This window comes from Acinetobacter pecorum, from assembly GCF_014837015.1.
Classification (GTDB): domain Bacteria; phylum Pseudomonadota; class Gammaproteobacteria; order Pseudomonadales; family Moraxellaceae; genus Acinetobacter; species Acinetobacter pecorum.
Genome location: NZ_JACSPT010000008.1, coordinates 62,493 through 87,801, shown reverse-complemented (window position 1 = coordinate 87,801; position 25,309 = coordinate 62,493). Strand labels below are relative to the sequence as shown.

General features: G+C 40.9%; 23 protein-coding genes. 8 read left to right on the top strand and 15 right to left on the bottom strand.

Going from position 1 to position 25,309, the window contains the following annotated elements:
* The first annotated feature begins 3 nt into the window (after window positions 1-3).
* Genes nusB through H9629_RS07835 form a run of 6 tightly spaced genes read left to right on the top strand, consistent with a single transcriptional unit; the run spans window position 4 to window position 6,558 of the window.
* Window positions 4-453, top strand: a complete 450-nt coding sequence (gene nusB, locus H9629_RS07860) for a transcription antitermination factor NusB (RefSeq protein WP_005173752.1) — start codon at window positions 4-6, stop codon at window positions 451-453.
* Between the two features lie 17 nt (window positions 454-470).
* Window positions 471-1,388, top strand: coding sequence for a thiamine-phosphate kinase (gene thiL, locus H9629_RS07855; RefSeq protein WP_191730864.1), 918 nt, complete (start codon window positions 471-473; stop codon window positions 1,386-1,388).
* Window positions 1,366-1,887, top strand: coding sequence for a phosphatidylglycerophosphatase A family protein (locus H9629_RS07850; protein ID WP_064101737.1), 522 nt, complete (start codon window positions 1,366-1,368; stop codon window positions 1,885-1,887). Before thiL ends, H9629_RS07850 begins: the two co-directional genes overlap by 23 nt.
* Before the next feature lie 20 nt (window positions 1,888-1,907).
* Window positions 1,908-3,272 (top strand): bifunctional UDP-N-acetylglucosamine diphosphorylase/glucosamine-1-phosphate N-acetyltransferase GlmU, encoded by a 1,365-nt coding sequence (gene glmU / locus H9629_RS07845; protein WP_191730863.1) that lies wholly within the window; start codon window positions 1,908-1,910, stop codon window positions 3,270-3,272.
* Window positions 3,273-3,283: 11 nt separating this feature from the next.
* On the top strand, window positions 3,284-5,122 hold the full coding sequence (gene glmS, locus H9629_RS07840; protein WP_191730862.1) for a glutamine--fructose-6-phosphate transaminase (isomerizing): 1,839 nt from the start codon (window positions 3,284-3,286) through the stop codon (window positions 5,120-5,122).
* A 59-nt stretch (window positions 5,123-5,181) separates the two neighbouring features.
* The gene (locus H9629_RS07835; RefSeq protein WP_191730861.1) at window positions 5,182-6,558 is read left to right on the top strand and encodes a phosphohexomutase domain-containing protein; all 1,377 of its coding nucleotides are present in this window, start codon (window positions 5,182-5,184) and stop codon (window positions 6,556-6,558) included.
* 84 nt (window positions 6,559-6,642) lie between these two features.
* On the opposite strand, the gene H9629_RS07830 is transcribed toward H9629_RS07835, so the two are convergent.
* From H9629_RS07830 to tviB, 15 genes are all read right to left on the bottom strand, one after another.
* The gene (locus H9629_RS07830; protein ID WP_191730860.1) at window positions 6,643-7,521 is read right to left on the bottom strand and encodes a beta-1,6-N-acetylglucosaminyltransferase; all 879 of its coding nucleotides are present in this window, start codon (window positions 7,519-7,521) and stop codon (window positions 6,643-6,645) included.
* A 2-nt stretch (window positions 7,522-7,523) separates the two neighbouring features.
* Window positions 7,524-8,543 (bottom strand): UDP-glucose 4-epimerase GalE, encoded by a 1,020-nt coding sequence (gene galE / locus H9629_RS07825; protein ID WP_191730859.1) that lies wholly within the window; start codon window positions 8,541-8,543, stop codon window positions 7,524-7,526.
* A gap of 1 nt (window position 8,544) precedes the next feature.
* Window positions 8,545-10,203, bottom strand: coding sequence for a glucose-6-phosphate isomerase (gene pgi, locus H9629_RS07820; protein ID WP_191730858.1), 1,659 nt, complete (start codon window positions 10,201-10,203; stop codon window positions 8,545-8,547).
* Window positions 10,203-11,459 (bottom strand): nucleotide sugar dehydrogenase, encoded by a 1,257-nt coding sequence (locus tag H9629_RS07815; RefSeq protein WP_191730857.1) that lies wholly within the window; start codon window positions 11,457-11,459, stop codon window positions 10,203-10,205. The genes pgi and H9629_RS07815 overlap by 1 nt, the downstream gene beginning before the upstream one ends.
* Before the next feature lie 12 nt (window positions 11,460-11,471).
* Window positions 11,472-12,347 carry a UTP--glucose-1-phosphate uridylyltransferase GalU gene (gene galU / locus H9629_RS07810; RefSeq protein WP_064096906.1) on the bottom strand — a complete coding sequence of 292 codons (876 nt, stop codon included), beginning with the start codon at window positions 12,345-12,347 and terminating at the stop codon, window positions 11,472-11,474.
* 12 nt (window positions 12,348-12,359) lie between these two features.
* On the bottom strand, window positions 12,360-14,234 hold the full coding sequence (locus H9629_RS07805) for a polysaccharide biosynthesis protein (RefSeq protein ID WP_191730856.1): 1,875 nt from the start codon (window positions 14,232-14,234) through the stop codon (window positions 12,360-12,362).
* A gap of 118 nt (window positions 14,235-14,352) precedes the next feature.
* Window positions 14,353-15,528, bottom strand: a complete 1,176-nt coding sequence (locus H9629_RS07800) for a DegT/DnrJ/EryC1/StrS family aminotransferase (protein ID WP_191730855.1) — start codon at window positions 15,526-15,528, stop codon at window positions 14,353-14,355.
* 31 nt (window positions 15,529-15,559) lie between these two features.
* The gene (locus H9629_RS07795) at window positions 15,560-16,228 is read right to left on the bottom strand and encodes an acetyltransferase (RefSeq protein WP_191730854.1); all 669 of its coding nucleotides are present in this window, start codon (window positions 16,226-16,228) and stop codon (window positions 15,560-15,562) included.
* Window positions 16,218-16,823: a sugar transferase gene (locus H9629_RS07790; protein WP_191730853.1), complete on the bottom strand. Its 606-nt coding sequence runs from the start codon at window positions 16,821-16,823 to the stop codon at window positions 16,218-16,220. The genes H9629_RS07795 and H9629_RS07790 overlap by 11 nt, the downstream gene beginning before the upstream one ends.
* A complete protein-coding gene (locus H9629_RS07785; protein WP_191730852.1) occupies window positions 16,824-17,966 on the bottom strand; it encodes a glycosyltransferase family 4 protein in 1,143 nt (380 codons plus the stop codon).
* Window positions 17,959-18,819: a glycosyltransferase family 2 protein gene (locus tag H9629_RS07780; RefSeq protein WP_191730851.1), complete on the bottom strand. Its 861-nt coding sequence runs from the start codon at window positions 18,817-18,819 to the stop codon at window positions 17,959-17,961. Before H9629_RS07780 ends, H9629_RS07785 begins: the two co-directional genes overlap by 8 nt.
* A 3-nt stretch (window positions 18,820-18,822) precedes the next feature.
* Window positions 18,823-19,887 (bottom strand): glycosyltransferase, encoded by a 1,065-nt coding sequence (locus H9629_RS07775; protein WP_191730850.1) that lies wholly within the window; start codon window positions 19,885-19,887, stop codon window positions 18,823-18,825.
* Window positions 19,884-20,948: a hypothetical protein gene (locus H9629_RS07770; RefSeq protein ID WP_191730849.1), complete on the bottom strand. Its 1,065-nt coding sequence runs from the start codon at window positions 20,946-20,948 to the stop codon at window positions 19,884-19,886. The genes H9629_RS07775 and H9629_RS07770 overlap by 4 nt, the downstream gene beginning before the upstream one ends.
* A 41-nt stretch (window positions 20,949-20,989) precedes the next feature.
* Window positions 20,990-22,165, bottom strand: a complete 1,176-nt coding sequence (locus H9629_RS07765; protein ID WP_191730848.1) for an MATE family efflux transporter — start codon at window positions 22,163-22,165, stop codon at window positions 20,990-20,992.
* Window positions 22,166-22,195: 30 nt separating this feature from the next.
* A complete protein-coding gene (tviB, locus tag H9629_RS07760) occupies window positions 22,196-23,473 on the bottom strand; it encodes a Vi polysaccharide biosynthesis UDP-N-acetylglucosamine C-6 dehydrogenase TviB (RefSeq protein WP_191730847.1) in 1,278 nt (425 codons plus the stop codon).
* Window positions 23,474-23,766: 293 nt separating this feature from the next.
* Here tviB and H9629_RS07755 point away from each other — a divergent pair, with 293 nt between their 5' ends.
* Together H9629_RS07755 and H9629_RS07750 are read left to right on the top strand one after the other, a co-directional pair.
* On the top strand, window positions 23,767-24,870 hold the full coding sequence (locus H9629_RS07755) for a polysaccharide biosynthesis/export family protein (protein WP_191730846.1): 1,104 nt from the start codon (window positions 23,767-23,769) through the stop codon (window positions 24,868-24,870).
* Window positions 24,870-25,298, top strand: a complete 429-nt coding sequence (locus H9629_RS07750) for a low molecular weight protein-tyrosine-phosphatase (protein ID WP_191730845.1) — start codon at window positions 24,870-24,872, stop codon at window positions 25,296-25,298. The genes H9629_RS07755 and H9629_RS07750 overlap by 1 nt, the downstream gene beginning before the upstream one ends.
* The last annotated feature ends 11 nt before the right edge of the window (window positions 25,299-25,309 follow it).

The following is a 25,309-nucleotide window of genomic DNA, read 5'->3' as shown; positions in this document are numbered from 1 at the left end:
GCTATGTCGCAAACACTTCAAGCAACTTATGCAGCAAAACGTAAAGCACGTCGCTTTGCTGTACAAGGAATTTATGAATGGCAGATGAGCCACAATCCGGTGCATGAGATTGAAGCACGTACGCGTGTGGAAAATGCCATGCACAAAGTGGATCTGAGCTATTATCATGAATTGTTGACTCAAGTGGTTGCCAATCATGAAGAGCTGGATGCGCTCTTGGTTCCGGTACTTGATCGCGAACTTTCAGCACTGGATGGTGTTGAGCTTGCAACCCTTCGTCTAGGCGCTTATGAACTCAAGGAACATCTTGAGATTCCATATCGCGTGGTTCTGGATGAAGCAATCGAACTGGCTAAACATTTTGGCGGTGCTGACAGCCATAAATACATCAACGGTGTATTGGATCGTTTAGCGACAACCTTGCGTGCAGCAGAAAAACAGCAGTCTAACTAATAGCGTAGATATGTTGGATGGCTGAATTTTCGATTATCGACACCTATTTCAATCGCAAGAATGCCAATTCTGTCGATTTAGGCGTCGGTGACGATTCAGCCTTGCTCACCCCCCCGCCTCAGCAACAACTGGTCATCTGTGCCGACACTCTGGTTGCTGGACGCCATTTTCTAATAGACACCAATCCGCATGCGATTGGCTGGAAAGCCGTGGCTGTCAATTTATCTGATATTGCCGCGATGGGCGCAACTCCACACAGTATTTTACTCGCATTGAGCCTACCCCAGATTGATCATGACTGGCTAAAAGCTTTTAGTCAGGGCCTATATGATTGCTGCGATCAATTTGGGGTGAGTTTAATCGGTGGTGATACCACTCAAAGTCCTCATTTAACCCTGTCTGTCACTGCATTAGGCTGGGTTGATATTGGCCAGGCTGTGCCACGCTCAGGGGCCAAACCGGGTGATCTGGTCTGTGTCAGCGGCACCGTTGGAGATGCGGCTTTTGCACTACAGCATCTTGGCCATCCGCTACAGCAACGTCTGGACTATCCAACGCCACGCTGTCAGCTTGGTGCTGCTCTAAAGGGACTGGCCCATAGCATGATTGATGTCTCGGATGGTTTGGCTCAAGATCTTGGACATATTCTCAAAGCTTCTCAAGTCGGTGCCAGGCTGCAACTTGAAAACCTGCCAATCAGTCCTGCCTTGCAGGCATTAGACGATGCACAAAAATGGCAGTATGCACTGGCAGGTGGTGACGATTATGAATTATGTTTTACAATAAGCCCGCAAAATTACGAAAAATTATTGCAAAAACAACTTGATGTTTCGATTAGTATGATCGGCACAATTCAGCAGCAAGACGGCTTAACTTTTGAAAAAGATGGCACAGACCATTTATTTCAATTTAATGGGTATCAACATTTTGCATAAACCTGCGATCAATTTTAAAGCCATGTCATGGACCGACCGACTGATTGTATTTAGTGGGGTAGGATTTGGTTCTGGCCTCATTCCCAAAGCACCAGGTACTTTCGGTTCGGCCTTTGCACTTTTATTTATCCCTATCTGGCTGCATCTTGGTTTTTTAAACAGTGTTTTTGCCATTGCTATCATGTCCCTGATTGGCATATATATCTGCGGACATACTGCCAAGGTTATGGGAGTTCATGATGATGGCCGCATCGTCTGGGATGAATTTGCCGGACAATCTATTACCTTCTTACCACTGATTTATTTAGGTCAGATGAACTGGTTATGGTTGCTGGTCGGTTTTGCCCTGTTCAGATTATTTGATATCTGGAAACCTTGGCCGATCCGGGTGGTTGACCGACAGGTCGACGGAGGCTTTGGCATTATGCTGGATGATATTATTGCCGGTCTTTGGGCTGCTCTTTGTATTTTGCTTTATTTTTACTTCATCGTGGCATAAGCCATATTTAGGATTAGAACATGTCAACGACTGTTATTATTCTTGCTGCAGGTAAAGGAACGCGCATGCGCTCTAGCTTACCGAAAGTATTACAACCCCTTGCAGGACGTCCTTTACTGGGTCATGTCATTGAAACGGCAAAAAAATTAAACGCAGATAATATTATTACCATTTATGGTCATGGTGGTGACCAGGTTCAGACAGCATTTGCACAACAGGATATTAAATGGGTAGAACAGGCTGAACAGCTGGGTACCGGCCATGCAGTGCAAATGACCTTACCTGTCCTGCCTCAAGATGGCGTATCACTGATCCTCTCCGGTGATGTACCCTGTATTAATCCTGTGACCTTGCAAAAATTACTCGATGCCACTACAGCAACCGGCATTGGTCTGGTAACCCTTACCCTGCCAGATGCCAGTGGTTATGGTCGTATTGTCCGTGAAAATGGTGAAATCCAGGCCATTGTGGAGCACAAGGATGCTTCCGAAGAACAGCGTCAGATCAAGGAAATCAATACCGGTATTTATGCCGTCAGCAATGCTAAATTACATGAATGGCTGCCAAATTTAAGTAATGACAATGCGCAGGGTGAATATTACCTGACTGATATTGTCGCGATGGCTTTGGCAGATGGTATGCAAGTTGCATCGGTAGAACCTGAGCAGGCTTTTGAAGTTGAAGGGGTAAATGACCGCGTGCAGCTCGCTGCTTTAGAGCGTCAGTTCCAGTCTTATCAAGCCAAGCAGCTAATGCAGCAAGGTGTACATCTGGTTGATCCAAGCCGCTTTGACCTGCGTGGCAATTTAACTGTCGGCCAGGATGTCCGCATTGATATCAATGTGATTATCGAAGGGGATTGCGAGCTGGGCGACAACGTTGAAATTGGCGCCGGCTGTATTATCAAGAATACCAAGATTGCAGCTGGCACCAAGGTTCAGCCATATAGCATTTTCGATAGCGCCATCGTTGGGGAAGATACCCAAATTGGACCTTTTGCACGACTACGTCCGGGTGCACAACTGGCCAATGAAGTGCATATCGGTAACTTTGTTGAAGTTAAAAATACCACGATTGGTCTAGGCTCTAAAGCCAACCACTTTACCTACCTGGGTGATGCAGAAGTTGGCAGTGGTTCAAACATCGGTGCAGGGACTATTACCTGTAATTATGATGGTGCAAACAAATTTAAAACGATTATTGGTGATCAGGCCTTTATTGGTTCGAACAGTTCATTGGTTGCACCTGTGAAAATTGGCAACGGTGCCACAGTGGGTGCAGGCTCGACGATTACCCGTGATGTGGAAGACAACAGTTTGGCAGTAGAGCGCTCTAAGCAATTTGTCAAAGAAAACTATCCACGTCCGCAAAAAATCAAGAAATAAGGGGAACAAATATGTGTGGTATTGTCGGTGGCATTGCGGAACGTAGTATTACCAATATTTTGGTTGAAGGCTTAAAACGCCTGGAATACCGTGGTTATGATTCAGCAGGTTTGGCTCTTATCAACAATCATCAGGTCTTACGTGAACGCCGTGTCGGTAAGGTTTCCAACCTTGAACAGGCGGTGAGTGAATCAAAAATTAGCGGTTCACTCGGCATTGCGCATACACGCTGGGCAACCCATGGTAAACCGACTGAAGAAAATGCCCATCCGCATATTTCTGAAAATGTTGCAGTGGTGCATAACGGAATTATCGAAAATTATCAGGAACTCAAAGATGATCTTGAAGCTTTGGGCTATGTGTTTACCTCACAGACTGATACTGAAGTGGTTGCCCATCTGATCAATGATGCGCTGAAATCTACCCCGAGCCTCTTAGAGGCTGTACGCCAAGTGGTTCCGCAACTGAAAGGTGCTTATGCTCTGGGCATCGTGCATACGGATCATCCAGATGAACTGATTACCGTGCGTGAAGGTTCGCCACTGGTGATTGGTGTCGGTATTGGTGAAAACTTCATTAGTTCCGATCAGTTGGCATTACTTCCAATTACCAATCGTTTTATTTATCTTGAAGAAGGTGATATTGCCCGTTTGACCCGTACCACGATTGAAGTCTTTGTCGATGGTCAACTGGTCGATCGTCCGGTCAAGGAACTGGATGCTGCCGTCAGCAATGCTTCTAAAGGTGAATACAAGCACTATATGCTCAAGGAAATTTATGAGCAGCCGGAAGCAATCCAGCAGACCATTTCACAAGCATTAAATGGTCATGAACTGCGTGAAGACTTCCTGACCAATGCAGAACATGACTTCTCAAAAATCCAGCAAATCCAGATTATTGCCTGCGGTACCAGCTATCATGCCGGTATGATCGCCAAATACTGGTTTGAACAGCTGATTGATTTGCCTTGCCAGGTCGAGATTGCCAGCGAGTTCCGTTATCGCACTCCGGTGATTGTGAATAATACGCTATATATATGTATTTCCCAGTCTGGTGAAACTGCCGATACCTTGGCTGCCTTACGTGATACGCAGAAACGTGCAACGGCCAAAGGCCTGGACATTAGCACGATGACGATCTGTAACGTGGCAACCTCTTCGATGGTACGTGAAACAGATTTCAGCCTGCTGACTTTAGCTGGTCCTGAAATTGGCGTGGCTTCCACCAAAGCCTTTACCACCCAGCTTGCCGCCTTGATGCTGTTGGTGCTGAAAATCGGTTCTGTAAAAAATACTATTTCTACAGAAAAAATGACAGAAATTACCACAGGACTTTGGCATATGCCTAAAGTCATGCTGGATACCTTGCGTCATGATGATGAAATTTTACGCCTTTCAGAACTGTTTGTTGAAAAGCAGCACTGCCTGTTCCTGGGTCGTGGTACGCACTTCCCGATCGCGCTGGAAGGTGCACTCAAGCTGAAAGAAATTTCATATATTCATGCTGAAGGTTATGCTGCAGGTGAACTGAAACACGGACCATTGGCACTGGTCGACAATGACATGCCGGTGGTGATTCTGGCACCACAGGATGACATGCTGGATAAACTGAAATCCAATATGGAAGAAGTTCAGGCGCGTGGTGGTGAACTGTTTGTTTTTGCTGATGAGCACAGTGGCATTAAAGCCAAAGAGCGCAAGCACGTAGTCCATATTCCGGCAGTCAATGCAGTACTGGCACCGATTGTGTATAGCATCCCGGTGCAGTTACTCTCTTATCATGTGGCAGTGCTACGTGGTACGGATGTGGATCAGCCCCGTAACCTGGCAAAATCGGTTACTGTAGAATAATTAAAATTGAATCGAGGCTGGGAAACCGGCCTTTTTTCTTCTAAATGGAGAGCCTCTAAATGACAAAACTGACTTGCTTCAAAGCCTATGACATTCGCGGCAAGCTGGGCACAGAACTCAACGAAGAAATTGCCTACAAAATTGGCCGGGCTTATGGACAGATTTATCAACCTGAAACAGTAGCCATTGGTTGTGATATACGACTCAGCAGTGAAGAGCTAAAACAGGCCACTATTCGCGGCTTGAATGATGCCGGGGTCAATGTGCTGGATCTTGGCATGACCGGGACCGAAGAAGTTTATTTCGCAGCTTTCCACCTGGATGTCCAGGGTGGTATTGAAGTTACTGCCAGCCATAATCCGATGGACTATAATGGGATGAAACTGGTGCGTGAAAATGCCCGTCCGATCAGTGCAGATACCGGTCTGAAAGAAATTCAGGCCTTGGCCGAATCAGGGCAATTCCTTGAAGTTAGCCAAAAAGGTCATACGGAAAAATATAATATCCTGCCAGAATTTATCGACCACCTGATGACCTATATCGATCCGGCAAAAATCCGCCCGATGAAACTGGTGATGAATGCCGGTAATGGTGCCGCAGGTCATGTGGTGGATGCGCTTGAACAGAAGTTTCAACAGCTACAGATTCCGGTTGAATTTGTCAAAATTCACAATGAGGCCGATGGTAACTTCCCGAATGGCATCCCGAATCCAATTCTGGTTGAAAACCGTGATAGCACCCGTGATGCGGTCATTCAGCATGGTGCGGATATGGGCATTGCCTGGGATGGCGACTTTGACCGCTGCTTCCTGTTCGATGAAAAAGGTCAGTTCATTGAAGGTTATTATATTGTTGGCCTTCTTGCGCAGGCATTCCTGCTGAAGCAGTCTGGTGAAAAAATTGTCCATGACCCGCGTCTGGTCTGGAATACGCTGGATGTGGTGGAGCAGTATCAGGGGATTACCGTCCAATCAAAATCGGGGCATGCCTTCATTAAAGATGTCATGCGTGAACATAATGCAGCTTATGGCGGGGAAATGAGTGCCCATCACTATTTCCGTGATTTTGCTTACTGTGACAGCGGCATGATTCCATGGTTACTGGCTATGGCGGTACTGTCTGAAACAGGAAAATCCTTATCTTCTCTTGTGGAAGAAATGATCGCCAAGTTCCCATGCTCAGGTGAAATTAATTTTAAAGTGGCCGATACCCAGGCAACCATCCAAAAACTTTTCGATCATTATGCCGATCAAAAACCAGAAATTGACCAGACCGACGGCGTCAGCCTGAATTTTGGCACATGGCGTTTTAATGTGCGCGCCTCCAATACTGAACCATTATTGCGTTTGAATATTGAAAGCCGCCGTGATCATAATCCACGCCCAATGCAGGACTATGTCGATGAGCTAACCCAGCTGATCCAGGGCGAAGCTTAAGTCCTCAAAAAAAACCTGAAAAAAGTACCCTTTAAACCAGAGAAAAGATTCCAGTTTTTAGGGTACTTTTCCGGCCTGAAGCTTTTATGGAAAATGTTTTTCGAGTATATCCACTGTGATATTTGTATTCATTTTTCGCGCAAACAGCATGCCTGACTGCTTCATTTTATCAAAATCACACACATCTAAAGTTCTTGGATAATCCGGCCCGGAATCCCAGTCAATATATCTTAGCCCTGTTTCACAATCCTCTATCCTATGCTGGGCATGATAGATGCGTTGCTGAAAATGGGAATTATAAATAATGGTATGGAAAAAGATTTCATCTGCACAGAGTGAAGATTTAAAGGTTTTTGCATAATCCGGATTCGCTTCCAGATAATCCAGAATAAATGTCACCGCCTGATCGGTGAGGGTAATCCAGTTTGAACCTTTATATAGTTGAGGTAAATGAGAAATATCCTGTTTACGGAAGTGCCGGCAATACCATAATACCCATCTGTTCAGGAACTGAAATAATGGTGATTTAGCTTTCTGATACATAATCGGTAAATACAGGACATTAACCCGTTGTTCCACATCATCTGCTAAATCATCATGACCCACAAACTCGGTCTGTTTTTGGTATTCTTTTTCTAGAAATAATTCTCTTGCCGTATTGGAACATAAAGGAATGTCATCTCCAGACAGGAAGAAAAAATAGCCGTAATCATATTTTTGCGCTTCCTGCAGGAGTTTTAACATAACCTCGATTTGGCTATAGCTGCCCCATCGTACATCTGTCCGGTCTGCTAAAAAATATACCTGATCATGCTGTCCGAATTGAGTATGAAATGGGGCAAGGTCGGCTTTCTGATCGACATGAATAAGAATAATACTATGAGGACTTTTCAGCAGCTCATTCACCAGAAAAACCAGTGAATGGGTAAGTTGATGACAAATAACCCCATAAATAAAATTCATATCTATGATCCATATCCTTTGGGATTCTGCTTCTGCCATTTCCAGCTATCGGCAAGCATATCTTCCAAGCCATATTTAGCTGCCCAACCAAGTTCCTGTACAGCACGTCTATTGTCTGCAAAACAGATCGCCACATCGCCTTCACGACGTGGTACAAACTCAAATGGAACAGCAACCCCATTCACCTGCTCAAAGGTATTCTTGACTTGCAGGACTGAAATGCCATTGCCAGTACCAATATTCCAGGCCCGGCAGCCTTGGGAGGCCAGACGGTTATTCAAGGCACATAAATGTGCATTGGCTAGATCCACTACGTGAATATAATCACGCACGCCAGTGCCATCTACCGTGTCATAGTCCTGCCCAAAAATAGACAGTTTTTCACGACGACCTACAGCCACTTGAGTCACATAAGGCATCAGGTTATTGGGAATCCCTTGTGGATCTTCCCCAATCTGGCCGCTTTTATGCGCACCGACCGGATTAAAATAACGCAATAATGCAATCGACCAGCGTTCATCAGACACAGCCAGCTTTTCCAGTAGCTGCTCTACGATCAGTTTGGTATAACCATAGTTATTGGTTGGCATTCCGGTAGGCATCTCTTCATTTAAAGGTGAGGGATTATCTTCACCATAAACCGTAGCTGAAGAGCTAAAGACCAGTTTGAACACCTGTGCACGCTGCATCGCCTGCACCAGACTGATGGAACCGGCAATATTATTATCAAAGTAGGCTAAAGGAATCTGCTGGCTCTCACCAACAGCTTTCAGTCCGGCAAAATGAATCACCGCATCAATCGAATTTTGCTGAAAGACCTGATCCAGTAACTGGCTATCCCGAATATCACCTTCCACAAAGGTCAGGCTTTTTTGACTTAACTGCTGGACACGGTTTAAGGATTCAGCTGAGCTATTGCACAGATTATCCAGTACGATCACTTCATGTCCGGCATTCAGCAATTCCACACAGGTATGTGAACCAATATAGCCTGCCCCGCCTGTGACCAGAATTTTCGCCATTTTACTTTCCTAATAGAACTTTAATTAAACCTTGGGTTGAGCCATCTAGACCATCCAGATCGGTCTGTTCACCATTCAGTATGGGCAATAACTGGTTGGCAATTTCCTTACCTTTTTCCACGCCCCACTGGTCAAACGGATTGATATTCCACAGCACAGACTGGACAAATACCTTATGCTCGTAGAGTGCAATAAGCATACCTAAACTGTATGGATTGAGCTCTTGCAGCAACAGTGTACTGCTTGGCTGATTACCTTCATACTGCTTATAGGCCGGCAAGCTTGCCAATTCAGCCTGATCCAGTGCTTCATTGCCAAAAGCCAGTAAGCGCGATTGCGCCAGACAGTTAGATAAGGCCAAATGATGTTGTTCTACCAATGCTTCGGCACTGTCTGCATAAGTATATTGCTGGCTGTTATAACGCTCTACCGGTGCAATAAAATCACAGCTGACTGACTGAGTGCCCTGATGCAATAACTGATAGAAGGCATGCTGGGCATTCGGTCCTACTTCTCCCCAGATGATCGGGCAGGTATCGAACTGGACTTTTTCGCCATTGCGCTGAATTGACTTGCCGTTGGATTCCATTTCCAGCTGTTGCAGATAGGAGGCAAAATATTTCAGCCGGCCATCATAAGGCAGAATTGCATGGGTCTGGATATCCAGAAAATTGGTATTCCAGGCCCCTAATAATCCCATCAATACCGGAATATTGCGTTCAAAAGGCTGGTACTGGAAATGCTGGTCAACGGCATAGGCACCCGCCAGCAGCTGCTTGAAGCCTTCAATCCCGATACTCAAGGCAATTGGCAGTCCGATACAGGACCAGAGTGAATAACGCCCGCCGACCCAGTCCCAAAGCAATAACTGGTTTTCGGGCGCAATACCCCACGCGGTCATTTTTTCCGGTTTGGTTGATACTCCAATAAAATGATGCTTAAGAATATAGGGATGCTGGCCTAAAGTCTTTTCCAGCCATAAGCGTACCGTCTGGGCATTGGTCAGAGTATCAATGGTGCCGAAGGATTTGGAGGAAATAATAAACAGTGTCGTTTCCGGACGCAGCTGATGCAACAGCTCGGACAGCTGACTGCCATCCATGGTCGAAACAAAATGTACGTTGAGTGGCTGGGCAGACTGGTATTTAAAATCCGATAAAGCATGCGTGACCATCAAGGGGCCCAGATCTGATCCGCCCACACCAATATTGACCACATCCTGAATCACTTCACCGGTAGCACCGCGGCGCTGTCCGGCATGAATCTGTTCCACCAGGGCATACATCCGTTCCAGCTGGGCATGTACATCCGCTGCCAGATCAGCATGCTGTTGATCCTGTTTAGGCAGGCGTAGTGCCCAGTGCATGGCAGCACGCTGCTCGGTATAGTTGATTTTTTGATTGGAAAATAGGGAGCCAATCCAGGATCTGAGGTTCTGTGCATCGGCCCATTCGATCAGGCCCTGCAGCACATTTTTATTGATTCTGTGTTTGCTATAGTCAAACAGCAGTTGTTCAAACTGGATAGAATATCGATTAAAGCGCTCCGGGTCAGCAGCAAACAGCTCCCGCAAATGCTCAGATTGAAGCTGTTCTTTGTTCGAGGCGAGTTTCTGACACACAGTTTCAGTGTCGAGATTTGGATTAAAATGGCTCAACATTAACGTCCTACCCCAATATAATTAAAACCACGTGTCTTGACATACGTCGGATCATACAGATTACGTCCGTCTAGAATCAAAGGATGCTGCATCAGCTTGATCAAATATGGATAATCCGGACTGCCATACTGTTTCCATGCCGTCATTAGACACAAGGCATGCGCCCCTTCCACGGCCTGATACTGGTCTTTACACAGAATCAGGTCTTCCCGTGGCCCATAGACCTTTTCAATATTTGCGATTGCCTGAGGGTCATGTAACTTGACCGTCACACCTTGCGCCCACAAAGCGGTCAGCATGGCATGTACCGGAGACTGCTGGATACTCGGGGTATTTTCCTTAAAGGCTGCACCCCAGATCGCAATGACTTTACCCTTCAAGTCTCCACGGAAATAGTTCCAGAGTTTACGGAACAATAATTCTTTTTGCTGTTCGTTAATGTCCCAGACCTGTTCCAGCAGTTGGTTTTTTACCCCTGAATCTGCCACGGCGTGAGTAAGCGTCCGGATATCATGGGAGAAATTCTCTCCACCAAAACCAACGCCGGGGAACAGATAGGCAGAACCAATCCGGTTATCTGCTGCCATGCCTTGACGCACCTGCTCAATATCAATGCCCAGTTTTTCTGCCACACTGGCCAGATCATTCATATAACTGATCCGGGTGGCCAGCATGCCGGAAATACTCAGCTTGGTAAATTCGGCATCCAGCACCGGCATAAATAAATACTGCTGCGCGCGTGGAAAAAGAGGACGTAAGAGTTCTTTGATTTTTGGCTGGATATCTGCATGATCACAGCCCACAATCAGCTGGGTGGCCTGAGTAAAGCTACGCAGTGCATTCCCTTCCTGAATAATATCTGGCAGATAAATCCAGTCATCATTCGGCAGCAACTGCTGAAAGCGCTGGGTGCCATGCAAGCCAAAGGTCGAAGCATTAATCATTAGTTTGGGATGGGCAAAACAGGCATGCCGGATGGTGTCCAGCATCTGAAATGCCTGCTGTTCTTCAGTCGCATTAAAACTAAAGAAAAAAACATCCTGATTAAAATCCAGATGCTGAAAATCGCAACAGTTTAAAAAGCCAGATTTTTCCTGTTTTTGCAGTAATTGTTGTAGAGATTCATCCTGGAAATAGGGCCGGGCCGACTCATCTGCATTGAAGCTGTTACACCAGACCACCTGGTGACCACATTCAGATAAAAGAGCCGACATGACTCCGGAAAATAAGGTTTTTCCCAATACTGCGACTTTCATAATATTCCTTTCTTATAAAGCAAGTTCCTGAATCAATGCTTTAAACTCGCTGCCGAGTTTAGGATGATCAATCCCATAATGTAAAACAGCCTTTAAATAACCTAACTTGCTGCCACAGTCGAAGGTCTGACCTTTCATGCGATAGGCTTCTACGGCTTCGGTTTGCTGCAGCATGGCAATCGCATCGGTCAGCTGGATTTCATTGCCTGCCCCGCGTGGGGTCTGTTCCAAAAGCTGCATGATTTTTGCCGGCAGAATATAACGTCCGACCACAGATAGATTTGAAGGTGCAGTACCGACGGCCGGTTTCTCGACGATTCCCTGCATGACGATACTTTCCCCTTCCTCAGGTGATGCAGCAACTTCAACAATGCCATACTGGTCGACCAGATGTTCAGGTACCGCTTCTACCATGATTTGTGAAGCCCGAGATTGAGCATAACGCTGAATCATGCGTGCCAGATCATTTTCCGGATCCTGATCCTTGACCAGCACATCCGGCAACAACACCGCGAAATCATCATCGCCAATCACTGCTTTGGCACACAGTACTGCATGGCCCAGACCCAGAGGCTGTGGCTGGCGTACACTAATCACACTCACGCCTGCAGGCAGAATCTCCGTAATTTCTTTCAGCAGGTCGGTTTTGTTTTTTTGCTCAAGGGTGGTTTCAAGCTCAAAGTTACGGTCAAAATAGTTTTCAATCGAAGCCTTGGAAGAATGGGTCACCAGAATAATCTGCTCAATTCCAGCAGCAACCGCTTCACGGACCACATATTCAATCGCAGGGCGGTCCACGACAGTCACCATCTCTTTCGGAATGGATTTGCTGGCAGGTAAGAAACGCGTACCTAGACCCGCCACAGGGAGAATTGCTTTTTTGATCATATCTATAAAAACCTAGTTCACTTTAATTTCGTTACCGCGTACATAACCGTCGACATAATGTTCCAGTTGTGCCAGTGCCCATTCAATATCGGCCTGAGTCGCGGTAAGTTCATGTATACGGTTAAATACTGCCAGAATTTCTGCCAATGGATAATGTTTTTCGACAGAACGCAGAATACGCGTATGCGCGGTAATTTCCGTATTTTCTTCGTCAATCAGCAGCTCTTCATAAAGCTTCTCGCCCGGACGTAATCCGCTATATTGAATTTCAATATCACCATCTGGATTTTTTTCTTCTCGAACCTTGAGTCCGCTCAGCGCAATCATTTGTCGTGCCAGATCCTGAATTCGTACCGGCTCACCCATATCTAGCAGGAATACATCTCCACCGGTACCCAAAGCACCGGCCTGAATCACCAGTTGCGAAGCTTCCGGAATGGTCATAAAGAACCGGGTCACTTCCGGATGAGTCACGGTAATTGGTCCACCCTTGGCAATCTGCTGTTTAAACAGCGGCACCACCGAACCTGAAGAACCGAGCACATTACCAAAACGCACAATACTGATCTGGGTCTGGTTCTGGGCTTCGGCCATGGCCTGACAATACAGCTCTGCCATACGCTTGGTCGCTCCCATCACATTGGTGGGACGTACCGCCTTATCAGTTGAAATTAGCACAAAGGTTTCGACACCTTTTTTCACCGCAGCATTCACACTAAAGGCAGTTCCGACGGCGTTGTTTTTCAGCCCTGCCAGAGGATTACACTCCACTAGTGGGACATGCTTATAGGCGGCAGCATGGTAAACAGTCTGTACGCCATATTGTTCAATCACCCGCTCCAGCTTGGATTCATCCAGTACAGAGCCCAGAATCGGAATAATTTCACAGCTAGCGCTAAGGCGTAACTCTTTTTCAATACTATACAGTGCGAATTCAGTCAGTTCATAAATAACCAGTTTGGCCGGCTGGTTTTTAATGATCTGGCGGCAGAGTTCTGAACCAATCGAACCGCCCGCACCGGTGACCATCACCACTTTATCTTTAATGTTTCTGGCCAGCAGCTCCGGCACTGGCGGCACCGGATCACGCCCCAGCAAATCGATAATATCCACTTCCTGAATATCAGAAATCCGGATTTCACCATCCACCAGTTTGGTCAGCCCCGGAATCTCGGTAATTTTTAAATGCGCCGGTTCTAAAAACTTGATGATTTCACTTTTACGGACCCGCCCTACAGAAGGCAAGGCAATTAAAATTTCATCAATTTTTTGCTTGCGCATGAGTTTTAAGGCAGTCTGGGCATCATAGACTTTGAGTCGACCCAGCTGCTGTCCGGTCAAGGAGCGCTTGTCATCAATAAACATAACGGGTAAATGCTGATTGGAACGATATAGTGCAGCAGCGACCTGTTGGCCTGCATTACCCGCGCCATAAATCGCAATGCGTTTTTTCTGTACGTCAGCCTGCAAATAGGAACGGATAATAAAACGGATAATGCCCCGGCTAAACCAGATCCAGGCAAACATCATAAAGCCGAACATGAGTGGAATAGAGGTCGGAATAAAGGCCGGGGTAAAATAAGCCAATGCATAAAGACCAGCGACAGTCAATGCCGTCGCTAGCCCCATCTTGATCATAAACACTTCATTATAAGTACGGACAATAAAGCGATAGACCCCACACACAAATAGGGATACGACTGCAATTACACTGACCCAAACCGCACCAAAAGCCAGATTTGGTACCACCTCTGCGCCTAAATCGAATCGGCGAATGGCATAACATAGCCAGATCAAGACAGGAAAAGCACAAAAATCTAGAATAATTAAAAATGCAAGTTTGGCGGCTCGTGGTGATTCTACGAAAGGCGTAATGATCGATTTCACTGGATGCGTTGTCTCAATTCTAATAAATTTTTAATAAGTCACAATGCGATGAGTAACTTAAAAACATATTCTATATAAGTTAAATGCACCGAACACGGTGCACTTATATTCTTAAAGTTTAAGCAACTATTCTATTAATAACTTGTTGAATTGCGGTGACTGTTTTGTTAATACTTTCATCACTTAAAGTAGGATGAACTAAAAACATCAGACTGGTTTCACCCAATTGCTGCGCATTTTTCAAACGCTGCGCTGGTCGCCATGGCGTATTATCAAAAGCATGCTCGAGATAAACTTCTGAACAGGAGCCACTGAAACAAGGCACATTCTGCGCACTGATTTCCTGCATGATCCGGTCACGTGACCAGCCTTCAGGCAAAGCATCGATATTGACCTGCACATAACATTTATAGGCAGCGTGCACATAATCATCGGATGGACGATGGACGCTAAAATATGGACTGTCTGCAAATGCAGCATAAATTTTTTCCATATTTGCATTACGCTGTGCTGTCCATTCGGACATCTTTTTCAATTGAATCCGTCCAATCACAGCCTGCATTTCCATCATGCGCCAGTTGGTACCAAAGGAATCATGCAGCCAGCGGAATCCCGGTGGATGCTGTTTGTTATATATACTGTCAAAGTTCTTGCCATGGTCTTTATAGGACCACATCTTTTTCCACAGATTCTCATCATTGGTGGTGACCATGCCGCCTTCACCACCCGTGGTCATAATTTTATCCTGACAGAATGACCAGGCACCAATATGACCGATTGAACCTGCAGATTTTCCTTTATACATGGCGCCATGGGCTTGGGCACAATCCTCAATCACATACAGGCCTTTTTCTTTTGCCAATTGCATGATTGGGTCCATATCACACATCCAGCCAGCCAGATGTACACAGATAATGGCCTTGGTATTGGGTGTGATCACCGCTTCAATGGTACGGCGGGAGATATTTTGGGAGTCCAGTTCGACATCGGCAAAAATAGGATTGGCACCTGCAGTTACAATAGAACTGGCCGAGGCCAGAAAGGTACGTGAGGTCACAATCACATCATCCCCTGCGCCAATACCTAATGCCTTGAGTGCGACATCCAGTGCTACTGTTCCATTGGCTAATGCCACTGCATATTGGGTTTCTGCGAACCGTGCAAATTCTTTTTCGAACTCGCGGCATTCCTGTCCGGTCCAGTAGTTGACTTTATTCGACAACAAAACCTGGGAAACCGCATCCGCTTCTTCCTGAGTAAAACTTGGCCATGGTTCAAATGCAGTGTTTAACATGATGTTTCCTGAATTTTTAAAATTTAAAAACTTATTTTTTCTCTAAGATCCGTGCCGGATTGCCAATCACCGTTACGCCGGGCGGTACACTTTTGGTAACCACAGCTCCCATACCCACTACCGCACCTTTACCAATCACTAAAGGTTGGTCAGGTGTACCCTGTTTAATCACAACACCTGTACCAATATAGGCATGATCTTCGATATGGATATTGCCATTGCATTTCACCCCGGGAGCAAAGGTGACGTAATCGCCAATGATGCAATCATGGGCTACATAGCTAAAGTAGTTAGCGTGGAAAAATTTTCCAACTTTAATATTTGAAGTAAAATGTACGTAATTACATAAAATTGCACCTTCACCTATTTGTACTTCATCCATGGAAATGACAGTAGGTGCGATTACTGACCAATGCTTCAAGTTATATAGTTCAACTTTTTGAACAAGTTTCTCACGAATATGATGGTTAGCAATTGCAATAGCTATATATTTATCAGCAGCGCCTAACTCTAGAAAGGCTTCAAAGCTATAAACTTTATGGCCATTTACTATACTTTGACATTCAGCATCATCAATAAATACAAGTTCATAATTTTGAATATTTTCAGCAATCAACTGTTCACGTGCAAGCGGCATGACTCCACGACCAAAACCGCTTGCACCGTAAATTGCATATAAACGTTTTAAACTACTGCCCATCTTTTTTATTACCCAAGAAGCGAGTCATAGTTACTTCTTCTGATTGATTAATTCCCTCTTTAACCAATACTTTTTTCACGGTTTGAAACATGATTTTAAAATCTAGCCAGATTGACTGATTTTCTACATACCAGGTATCCAATTTGAATTTTTCTTCCCAGCTAATAGAGTTTCGCCCATTGACTTGCGCATAGCCCGTCATGCCGGGACGAACTTTATGACGTTTGGCTTGTTCTTCATTATATAAAGGTAAATAATCCATAAGTAATGGTCGTGGACCGACAATACTCATATCCCCTTTAATCACGTTCCACAATTCCGGCATTTCATCCAGACTCGTTGCACGCAACATTTTTCCAAATTTCGGTAAACGTTGCTCATTCGGCAATAAATTACCATGTTCATCCCGTTCATCTGTCATAGTTCGAAACTTAATCATCTCAAAAGGCTTGCCATGTAAACCGGGACGTACCTGGCGAAACAAGACGGGAGAGCCCAGATTTTTTTTTACTTTATAGGCTACAAAGGCATAAAGTGGTGAAAGCAAGATCAGGGCGATGGAGGCGATGACAATATCAAGTAAGCGTTTTAACATTTATAGACCTAAAATTTTTATTAATCTTCGATTAACTTTCTCTGCATCGAACTTTTCAACTGCTATTTTATGGCTTTCATTTCCCATAATAAGAATCTGTTCAGGATGCTCTATAAAATAAATCATTTTTTCAGCCAATGCTTCAGGATTCCATTTAGGTACTAAAAAACCATTAGTGCCATCAACTACTGTTTCTCTACAACCAGGAACATCTGTAGTAATAATAGCACGACCAATCGCCATAGCCTCTTGTGTACTACGTGGTACTCCTTCACGATATGAAGGCAACACAAAAACATCACTATTGACAATCCAATCTTTTACATTTGATACAAAACCAGGATAATTAATTACTCGAGTATTAATCAAATTATCTAATTCCGATTGTAACAATGAACCCATATTAGCAGTATCTATACGACCTAATATAGTAAATGTTGCTTCTGGATATAAGGCTTTAACTATTTTTGATGCCGCTACAAAATCATGAATTCCCTTTTCTTTTAACAAACGACCAATAAATAAGAAAGTTATTTTATTATTTATTTTTTCATGATTAATACATCTATAAGGATAATCGTTCAGATTTAAACCAATACCACCAAGAATTTCCGTTTCTTTTACCTTGATTTTATATTTTTCTAACAAATCTCTAGGATCATCAGGATTCAAAAAAATCACCTTATCTAAGAATGGTAAAGATACTTTATATAAAAAAACTTGTATCTTTTTAATAAATTTTGTTCTCTTAGATAACCCTTCAGGTTGATCCGTAAAGGTATATCCCAATCCTTCCAACATACCAACAATTTTTGGAACTTTAGCAATTTTAGCTGCTAGGGTTCCAAAGATTACAGGCTTAGTAAAATAAGAAAAAACTAAGTCAGGGTTTATTTCTTTTATCTTCTTAGCAAGTAAATAAGTTTGTTTAATATCAGCAATCGGATTTAAGCCACCACGATGTAATTTATAAACAACAGGAATAGCACCTAATTCCATAACCTTTTTTAAATCATCTTCATGTTTATATTCAGATATAAAAGCATAAACTATATGACCTTTTGCTAATAAGGAAAGAATAAGATCTTTACGAAAGTTATAAAAACTTGAAGCAATGGTTCCAATTAATACGATTCTACTCATGATTTTTTAACATCTCTAAATTTTTAAGAAATTCATTTTTTTGAATTTCAGTTATAGCTATAGAACGTTTCTCTATGATTGAGTTAAAACCAAATAATCTCGTATAAATTTTTAATCGAATAATTTTTAGATATTCTAAAATTGCATATCTTATAGAAACTATAGGATAAGTTTTAAAAAATTTTAAATAACCTTTAGCACTGAATCGATAACTACTAAAAATCTTGCTAGGGGTATTTGAAATATACTCATCATACACATATCCTGCATAATCAAGCTTAGCATATTGATGACCAATTAAAATACGTCTTAAAAAATCCATGTCTTGTCCTAACTTGAACTCTAAGTCATAAGTATGTCCATTTACAATTTCACGTCTAAACATACTACTTGCATGAGGCACAGGCACAGGCATAGGTTGATTAAAATGATCTATTTTTTCATTTTGAATACCTCTAACTCCAACACACTCCTTATTCCTTTGAATAACCATACCACAAGAAACCAAAACAACTTCAGGATGTTGATTTAAGAAATTGACCTGTTTTTCTAATTTATCATGATAATACCAATCATCTGCATCTAACATGGCAATTAAATTACCTTGGCATTTTTCTAATGCAAATTGTCGTGCAGTACCACGTCCTTTATTATTATTAAAAGAAAAAATTTTAAGACGCGGTTCTTTAATTGCAAGTTTATTTAAAATATCTAAAGTTTTATCAGTAGAACCATCATTTACAATAATACATTCCCAATTAGAGTATGTTTGATATTGCAATGATTTAATTGCCATAGCAATCGTACTTTCAGCATTATATACTGGAATCATAATAGAAACTAAAGAAGACATATATTACTCATTTTCAACAATATCTTGATAAATATTTTCCCAAACAGATATCATAATCTGTTTAGAAAAATTATTCTTAATTTTTTGATATAAACTTTCTCTTATTAGATCCAAATCCATTTTTTCTAAATTCAAAAATTTATTTAATAAATCATTTTTATCATTGTTGTTAACTACTAAATATTCAAAACCTTCTAAAATTTCCTTCACGCCACCACAATCAGTTGATAAGACTAATAATTTCGAAGCAATAGCTTCAATCAACACTGTTGGTAATCCTTCAGTAAAGGAGGTAAGTATTAAAATATCATATTCTTTCATAATATCAGGAACATCTAGTCTTTTTCCTAAAAATATTACTTTATTTTCAACATTTTGGCTTACAGCATATTGTTTAATAGCTTCTAGTTGATCGCCATCACCAACAATATCACATTTGTAAGCCCCCTCAGGTAACGCCTTTAGGAAATCTATTAGTAAATGAAGATTTTTTTCTTTAGATATTCTACCAACATATAATATTTTATTAATTTTATGTGTTTTTTTCAAACAATAATATTCCTCTAAATCTATACCATTATATACACATATAATTTTATTTTTATTTACTATCTTATATTTTACATAACTTTCGACACTAGACTGACTTACATTAGTAATCAAGTCAGAAAAACTATTAGTAAATTTCATTAATTTAAAGCCAATACCTTTACTTAGTAAATAATTCATTGTCCCATGTTCACTTGCAATATATTTTGGTTTTGTACAAAATATTTTTGCCACACGAACAAATATATGGGAATAAACTGTATGTGAATGAACAATATCTGGTTTTTCAAATTTTATTATATTTATTAATTTTAAAATTCCTCTAAGCAGATCTTTTTTATATTTAACCTTCAATTCAATAATTTTTATATTATTTAAAATTCGTACCTGTCTATAGTGCTCATTCAATGTAACTATTATTACTTGATGTTCATTCTGCATCATCCCTGTAGCAAGCTCATTAACAACTCTAGATACTCCACCTACATTTAAGTTCGGTAATACATATAATAACTTCATATATCTTTATTTCCAGGATTTTTAAATTTAACGTGCATGACATAGGTAGCTAGAAAAAACCAAAATATTGATGCTCTTAGACCATACGTAGAAAATCCATATACCAATGGTGCTAGAAATATTATTTTTTCATAAAATGACAACCTGGACCAGATAGTCCATAAAAAAATTAAAAATAATAATAGTCCTATAAATCCATAGTAAAATAGTATGCCAGCCCAAGTAGAATGTATTTCATGATTTGTAGAAGAAAATCTATTATATTCTCCTTGGCCACCACCAAATAATAAATACTCAGGATATTTACCAAGAGCTGTATAACCTCTAATATCAGCTTGATCTTCTATATCCGTTTCTGCAAACCTATCTATCAAATAGCTCACTTCATCTTGGTTATTATAAATAATAATATTAATAGAGACAAATAATATAAATATAGAAATAACTTTAAAAAAAATACTTTTAATATTTAGTTTAAAATTAAAAGTATATCCTAAAAATATTAAAACTATTCCCAAAATTGCCGATCTAGACATTGATGAAATTACAATAAGAAAACCCAATAATATTACAAATAGAGATAATTTATTAGGCTTAATCAGATAGATAGATAATGAACATAAAACCCAAAATGCCAATTGATTTGGATCATTAAAGAAAAAATTATATCGAGGATTAAAGTTATATCTTCCGACTCCCAATAACCAACATAAAAATATTATTATAAAAGAAAATAATATGATATTTTGAAATAAAGGAAACCTAATTTTCTCAATACTAATAAATATACTAAATGTTAAGAAATTAAAAACCCAAAAAACTATAGAGTTTAAATAAGATTGTGATCCACTAATTATAGCCCAAATTAAATTAACAACTACCACATAAGAAACAAAAATAAATAAAGCTTTTAAACTTTTATCACCTATCGCCTTAAAATTAAATATTAAAAAATAAATTAATAGAATTAAAATTAAAAAATGACTAGGCTGAGGTAAACCAGACTCAAAAATATAGAATTTTGACGAAAAATAACTAGATAAAAATAGCAACTCACCCATTAATATATACCGTGAAATTTAGAATAATAAAAAATAGTTGATTACTTCTTTTCCTTCCATAAAAAAGTTAATGTACAAGCAATAAAACCTAGAATATAAGTACTTCCCATAGCAATGAATGCTCCTAAATAACTATATAGACTTACCAAACAATAACAAAGCACCAGTTGAGCAATAAATGCTATAGTAGAAATATATACTTGTGCTCCAAAATTTCTTTGAATAGTGAGAATAAAATTACCATAATTAAACCAGAATAAAAAAACAGATAACGCAATTGAATAGAAAAGTTCATCACTATAATTTACGAAATTCTCACCAAATATTAATACTACAATAAAATTACGCCAGAAATACACTGGTATTAATCCAAACAATATAATTAATGTAATAAAAAGAAAATTTAAAACTATTTTTTTATAAGATTTTACTTTATCAATATCATATATATCTATAGTTTCTCTTAATAATACTTGAGTCAATGAGTTTAAAAAAATATTTATAAAAAACATAATTGAAGTTATAGCAGAAAAAACACCTAATGCCTTCAATCCATAGATATTTTCTATAAAAAATCTTGGTATGAGAATTAAACCTGATACTAATACTGCAGACAAACCTAGAAATAAATTATTTTTTATTAATTGTAAAGATTTTAAAAAATTAAAATCAGAATATATATTTTTTTCATTATTAATCATAAAATGATTAAGAATGATACACATACCCCCCCCTACTATAATTCCAACTAAAGAGGCTGTAATTTCTTTTGTAAAACTATAAATAGCAATAAAACATAGGCAACTTAATATTCCGCTTAAACTATTAGAAATAAAAATACTTCTATATTTTCTATCAATTTGAAAACTCGCAGAAAAATATTCTTTCACAATCATCAAACCATAATAAATCGCATATATTAAACAACAAACTTTTATTAATAGGTTGTAATTGCTAAATAGCATATAAAAAGCTATTAATACTATGCACAGTATTGCTGATATGATTCTTGCAAAATAGTAATCTACTTCAGAAAATTTTTTTTCCACGTCTGAAATTTGTACATTCATTAACTTAAAAGTACAAAAAATAAAAAAAACCAACCCTAAGGACTGTACTAAACTTAAGGTGCCTAAATCTTCTAGTGCATCGACCCTTACTAAATACAAAGTAATCAACCACATAGATAAGGCAGAAATTATATTTCCGCCTATCATGTAAAAATATCTCATGTTTATTTTAGTACTTTAGAGTCTTAAATCACTACTTCTAGAATCTAATATATATTTTAGATCATATAATATATAATTCTCTTTAACTAATTTAATATAATCGTTGATAGCCATTGCCTTAAACTGATCATGAGCAACTGCTAAAATAATTGCATCATAACTGTTTTGGGTTAATTCTTTAATAGGCATTAATCCATATTCTAATTCTGCCTCTAGAGGATTCACCCAAGGATCATAAATATCTAAATCTAGGTCATATTCCTTAAGTGCCTTAACCATATCCACAATTTTCGTATTACGAATATCTGGACAATTCTCTTTAAAACTTAAGCCCATAATTAATATTTTTGAACCAACTACTTGGATACGCTTCTTCACCATTTCCTTAATTAGTTGCGTAGCAACATATTCACCCATACGGTCATTTAAACGGCGCGCAGCCAAAATAATTTCAGGATGTAAGCCCAGTGCTTGTGCTTTATGAGTTAAGTAATACGGATCAACACCAATACAGTGTCCACCGACCAGACCTGGACGGAATGGCAAGAAATTCCATTTGGTACCGGCAGCCTGCAATACTGCTTCGGTATCAATTCCCATTTTATTAAAGATCACGGCCAGTTCATTAATCAGGGCAATGTTGACATCACGCTGGGTATTTTCAATGACTTTTGCTGCTTCAGCCACTTTAATGCTAGTCGCTTTATGTGTACCTGCCTCAATCACTAGGTTATACACCTGATCGACAAATTCAGCGACTTCAGGGGTAGAACCTGAGGTAATTTTCAGAATATTGGTCACGCGATGCAATTTATCACCCGGGTTAATTCGCTCCGGACTATAACCGGCAAAGAAGTCCTGATTGAACTTCAGGCCTGATACCTGTTCCAGAACCGGAATACAGGTCTCTTCCGTTGCGCCTGGATATACGGTGGACTCATAAACCACAACATCGCCTTTTTTAAGCACCTGAGCAATGCTGGTCGAAGCCTTAACAAGCGGAGTTAAATCTGGCTGCTTAAATTCATCAATAGGGGTAGGCACAGTGACAATAAAAAAGTTACAGCTTTTTAAATCTTCTAAATTTGCTGAATAACTGAGCTGATTTGCCTGTTTGAGTTCTTCTGGGGAAACTTCGAGGGTATGGTCTTGGCCACTTTTAAGTTCATCAATTCGTTTTTGGTAGATATCAAAACCGACCACAGGTACTTTTTTCCCAAATTCAACTGCAAGTGGCAAGCCCACATAACCTAGACCAATCACCGCAATTTTTAAATCTGCAATAGATAGCATTTCAACGCCTTATTAATGTACTGTACTTATGAAGATTCAATCTTTCGGCGCGCATACTAGCAGAAAAACATGAAAATTCTGTTGTGATTTAACACCAAAAAACAAAAAATAAGAAAATATTCAACTAAGCTTATAGAGGAATACTTTAAAAAAAGATTTTATTGAGCGAACAGGCTTTATTATGTTCATTCACTATTCAGTTAAAATCAGATACATTTTGTTATAATAAAATCAAAGTTCTCAGGTAGAATGTCGCAGATTTAACGAATTAAATATTAAAAACGGGATTTCATGTGCGACAAATTCAACTGGCTTTTTTACTGACTTGCGGTCTTACTTTGACCGGCTGCGCAGTGACCTCTGGTCTGCAAACTTATGACCTACCAGCAGAAGGTGTTTATCAAACCGAACTCGGCACTTCAGTCAATGTGATTAAACTCACTCAAGACTCTATGCTGGCCGTTCAGCCTGCTGTACAAAACATTCAACAAGACTACGCCCATTTGTTTAGCACCCCGCATCGTAGCTACAGTCTAAGTCCGGGCGATATCCTGTCCATCTATTTATGGGCTTATCCGGAAATGACTCCATCTTCTCCAAATGCAGGAAGTGAAGACTCTGCGCGTTCAATTGGCTATCAGATTGACTCTCAAGGCTATATCCAGTTTCCAATTATTGGCCGCTACAAGGCAGCAGGAAAATCCCTGACCCAAGTCAACCGCGAGTTGCGCAGTCAGTTAGCCCGTTATTTAAAAACTCCGGATGTCATTGTACGGGTTCTGTCCTATCAGGGGCAGCGCTACTCCGTTCAGGGCAATGTCATCAAAGGCGGTCAGTTTTATTTAAGCGATCAGCCGGTAAGTGTCTATACGGCCTTGGGCATGGCCGGTGGTGTCAATGTACAACAGGGAAATAATGCTTCCATTACCTTGGTTCGTCAGGGACAGACCTATACCCTGAATACGGTAGAACTGGAAAAAGCAGGTTTTTCACTGCATAACTTGCTGATCCAGCCAAATGACACTTTATATGTGAACAATCGCGAAAATCAGAAAATCTATGTCATGGGTGAATCTGGCAAAAACCAGTCCTTGCCACTGCGCGATCAAGGGATGAGTTTAAGTGATGTATTAGGTGAAAGTTTGGGCCTAAATCCACTCTCTGCCAGCCGTAGCAAGATTTATATCGTACGCAGCCAACCAAATGCTGTGCACACTGAAGTTTATCACATGGACCTAAGCAGTATTGCCGACTTCGGTCTGGCCAACCAGTTCAAGATGCGCAGCAATGACATTGTCTATGTCGATGCTTCAGGTCTGGCACGCTGGCAACGTGTCGTGAACCAGGTGATTCCATTCTCGAATGCACTTTATAACCTGGATCGTTTGGGACAATAATGCAGATTAAACATATTTTAGTGGTTTGTATTGGCAATATTTGCCGTAGTCCTATGGCCGAATACTTTTTAAAACAGCAGTATCCGCATTTACAGATTGAATCTGCGGGTATTGCGGGCATGGTAGGACATGCAGCAGATGAAAAAGCTAGTCTGTGCATGCAAAGTTTGGGCATTGATATGAGCGCGCATGTGGCTCGAAAGCTGAATGCCGAGATGATTAAACAGGCTGATCTGGTTCTGGTGATGAGTCAAAACCAACAAAAACATCTGGAACAGACCTGGCCTTTTGCCAAAGGTAAAACCTTCCGTTTGGGGCACTGGCAAGCCAGGAATATCGCCGACCCTTATCAGCATGACCAAGCTGTATTTGATGATACCTGCCAGTTAATACAGAGCTGTATTGCTGACTGGAAAAAATATATTTAAATTTGAAATCA

Bases quoted from the DNA above. Each gene is read 5' to 3' on its own strand.
- nusB (WP_005173752.1), top strand. From the start codon at position 4: ATGTCGCAAACACTTCAAGCAACTTATGCAGCAAAACGTAAAGCACGT.
- thiL (WP_191730864.1), top strand. From the start codon at position 471: ATGGCTGAATTTTCGATTATCGACACCTATTTCAATCGCAAGAATGCC.
- H9629_RS07850 (WP_064101737.1), top strand. From the start codon at position 1,366: ATGGGTATCAACATTTTGCATAAACCTGCGATCAATTTTAAAGCCATG.
- glmU (WP_191730863.1), top strand. From the start codon at position 1,908: ATGTCAACGACTGTTATTATTCTTGCTGCAGGTAAAGGAACGCGCATG.
- glmS (WP_191730862.1), top strand. From the start codon at position 3,284: ATGTGTGGTATTGTCGGTGGCATTGCGGAACGTAGTATTACCAATATT.
- H9629_RS07835 (WP_191730861.1), top strand. From the start codon at position 5,182: ATGACAAAACTGACTTGCTTCAAAGCCTATGACATTCGCGGCAAGCTG.
- H9629_RS07830 (WP_191730860.1), bottom strand. From the start codon at position 7,521: ATGAATTTTATTTATGGGGTTATTTGTCATCAACTTACCCATTCACTG.
- galE (WP_191730859.1), bottom strand. From the start codon at position 8,543: ATGGCGAAAATTCTGGTCACAGGCGGGGCAGGCTATATTGGTTCACAT.
- pgi (WP_191730858.1), bottom strand. From the start codon at position 10,203: ATGTTGAGCCATTTTAATCCAAATCTCGACACTGAAACTGTGTGTCAG.
- H9629_RS07815 (WP_191730857.1), bottom strand. From the start codon at position 11,459: ATGAAAGTCGCAGTATTGGGAAAAACCTTATTTTCCGGAGTCATGTCG.
- galU (WP_064096906.1), bottom strand. From the start codon at position 12,347: ATGATCAAAAAAGCAATTCTCCCTGTGGCGGGTCTAGGTACGCGTTTC.
- H9629_RS07800 (WP_191730855.1), bottom strand. From the start codon at position 15,528: ATGTTAAACACTGCATTTGAACCATGGCCAAGTTTTACTCAGGAAGAA.
- H9629_RS07795 (WP_191730854.1), bottom strand. From the start codon at position 16,228: ATGGGCAGTAGTTTAAAACGTTTATATGCAATTTACGGTGCAAGCGGT.
- H9629_RS07790 (WP_191730853.1), bottom strand. From the start codon at position 16,823: ATGTTAAAACGCTTACTTGATATTGTCATCGCCTCCATCGCCCTGATC.
- H9629_RS07785 (WP_191730852.1), bottom strand. From the start codon at position 17,966: ATGAGTAGAATCGTATTAATTGGAACCATTGCTTCAAGTTTTTATAAC.
- H9629_RS07780 (WP_191730851.1), bottom strand. From the start codon at position 18,819: ATGTCTTCTTTAGTTTCTATTATGATTCCAGTATATAATGCTGAAAGT.
- H9629_RS07775 (WP_191730850.1), bottom strand. From the start codon at position 19,887: ATGAAGTTATTATATGTATTACCGAACTTAAATGTAGGTGGAGTATCT.
- H9629_RS07770 (WP_191730849.1), bottom strand. From the start codon at position 20,948: ATGGGTGAGTTGCTATTTTTATCTAGTTATTTTTCGTCAAAATTCTAT.
- H9629_RS07765 (WP_191730848.1), bottom strand. From the start codon at position 22,165: ATGATAGGCGGAAATATAATTTCTGCCTTATCTATGTGGTTGATTACT.
- tviB (WP_191730847.1), bottom strand. From the start codon at position 23,473: ATGCTATCTATTGCAGATTTAAAAATTGCGGTGATTGGTCTAGGTTAT.
- H9629_RS07750 (WP_191730845.1), top strand. From the start codon at position 24,870: ATGCAGATTAAACATATTTTAGTGGTTTGTATTGGCAATATTTGCCGT.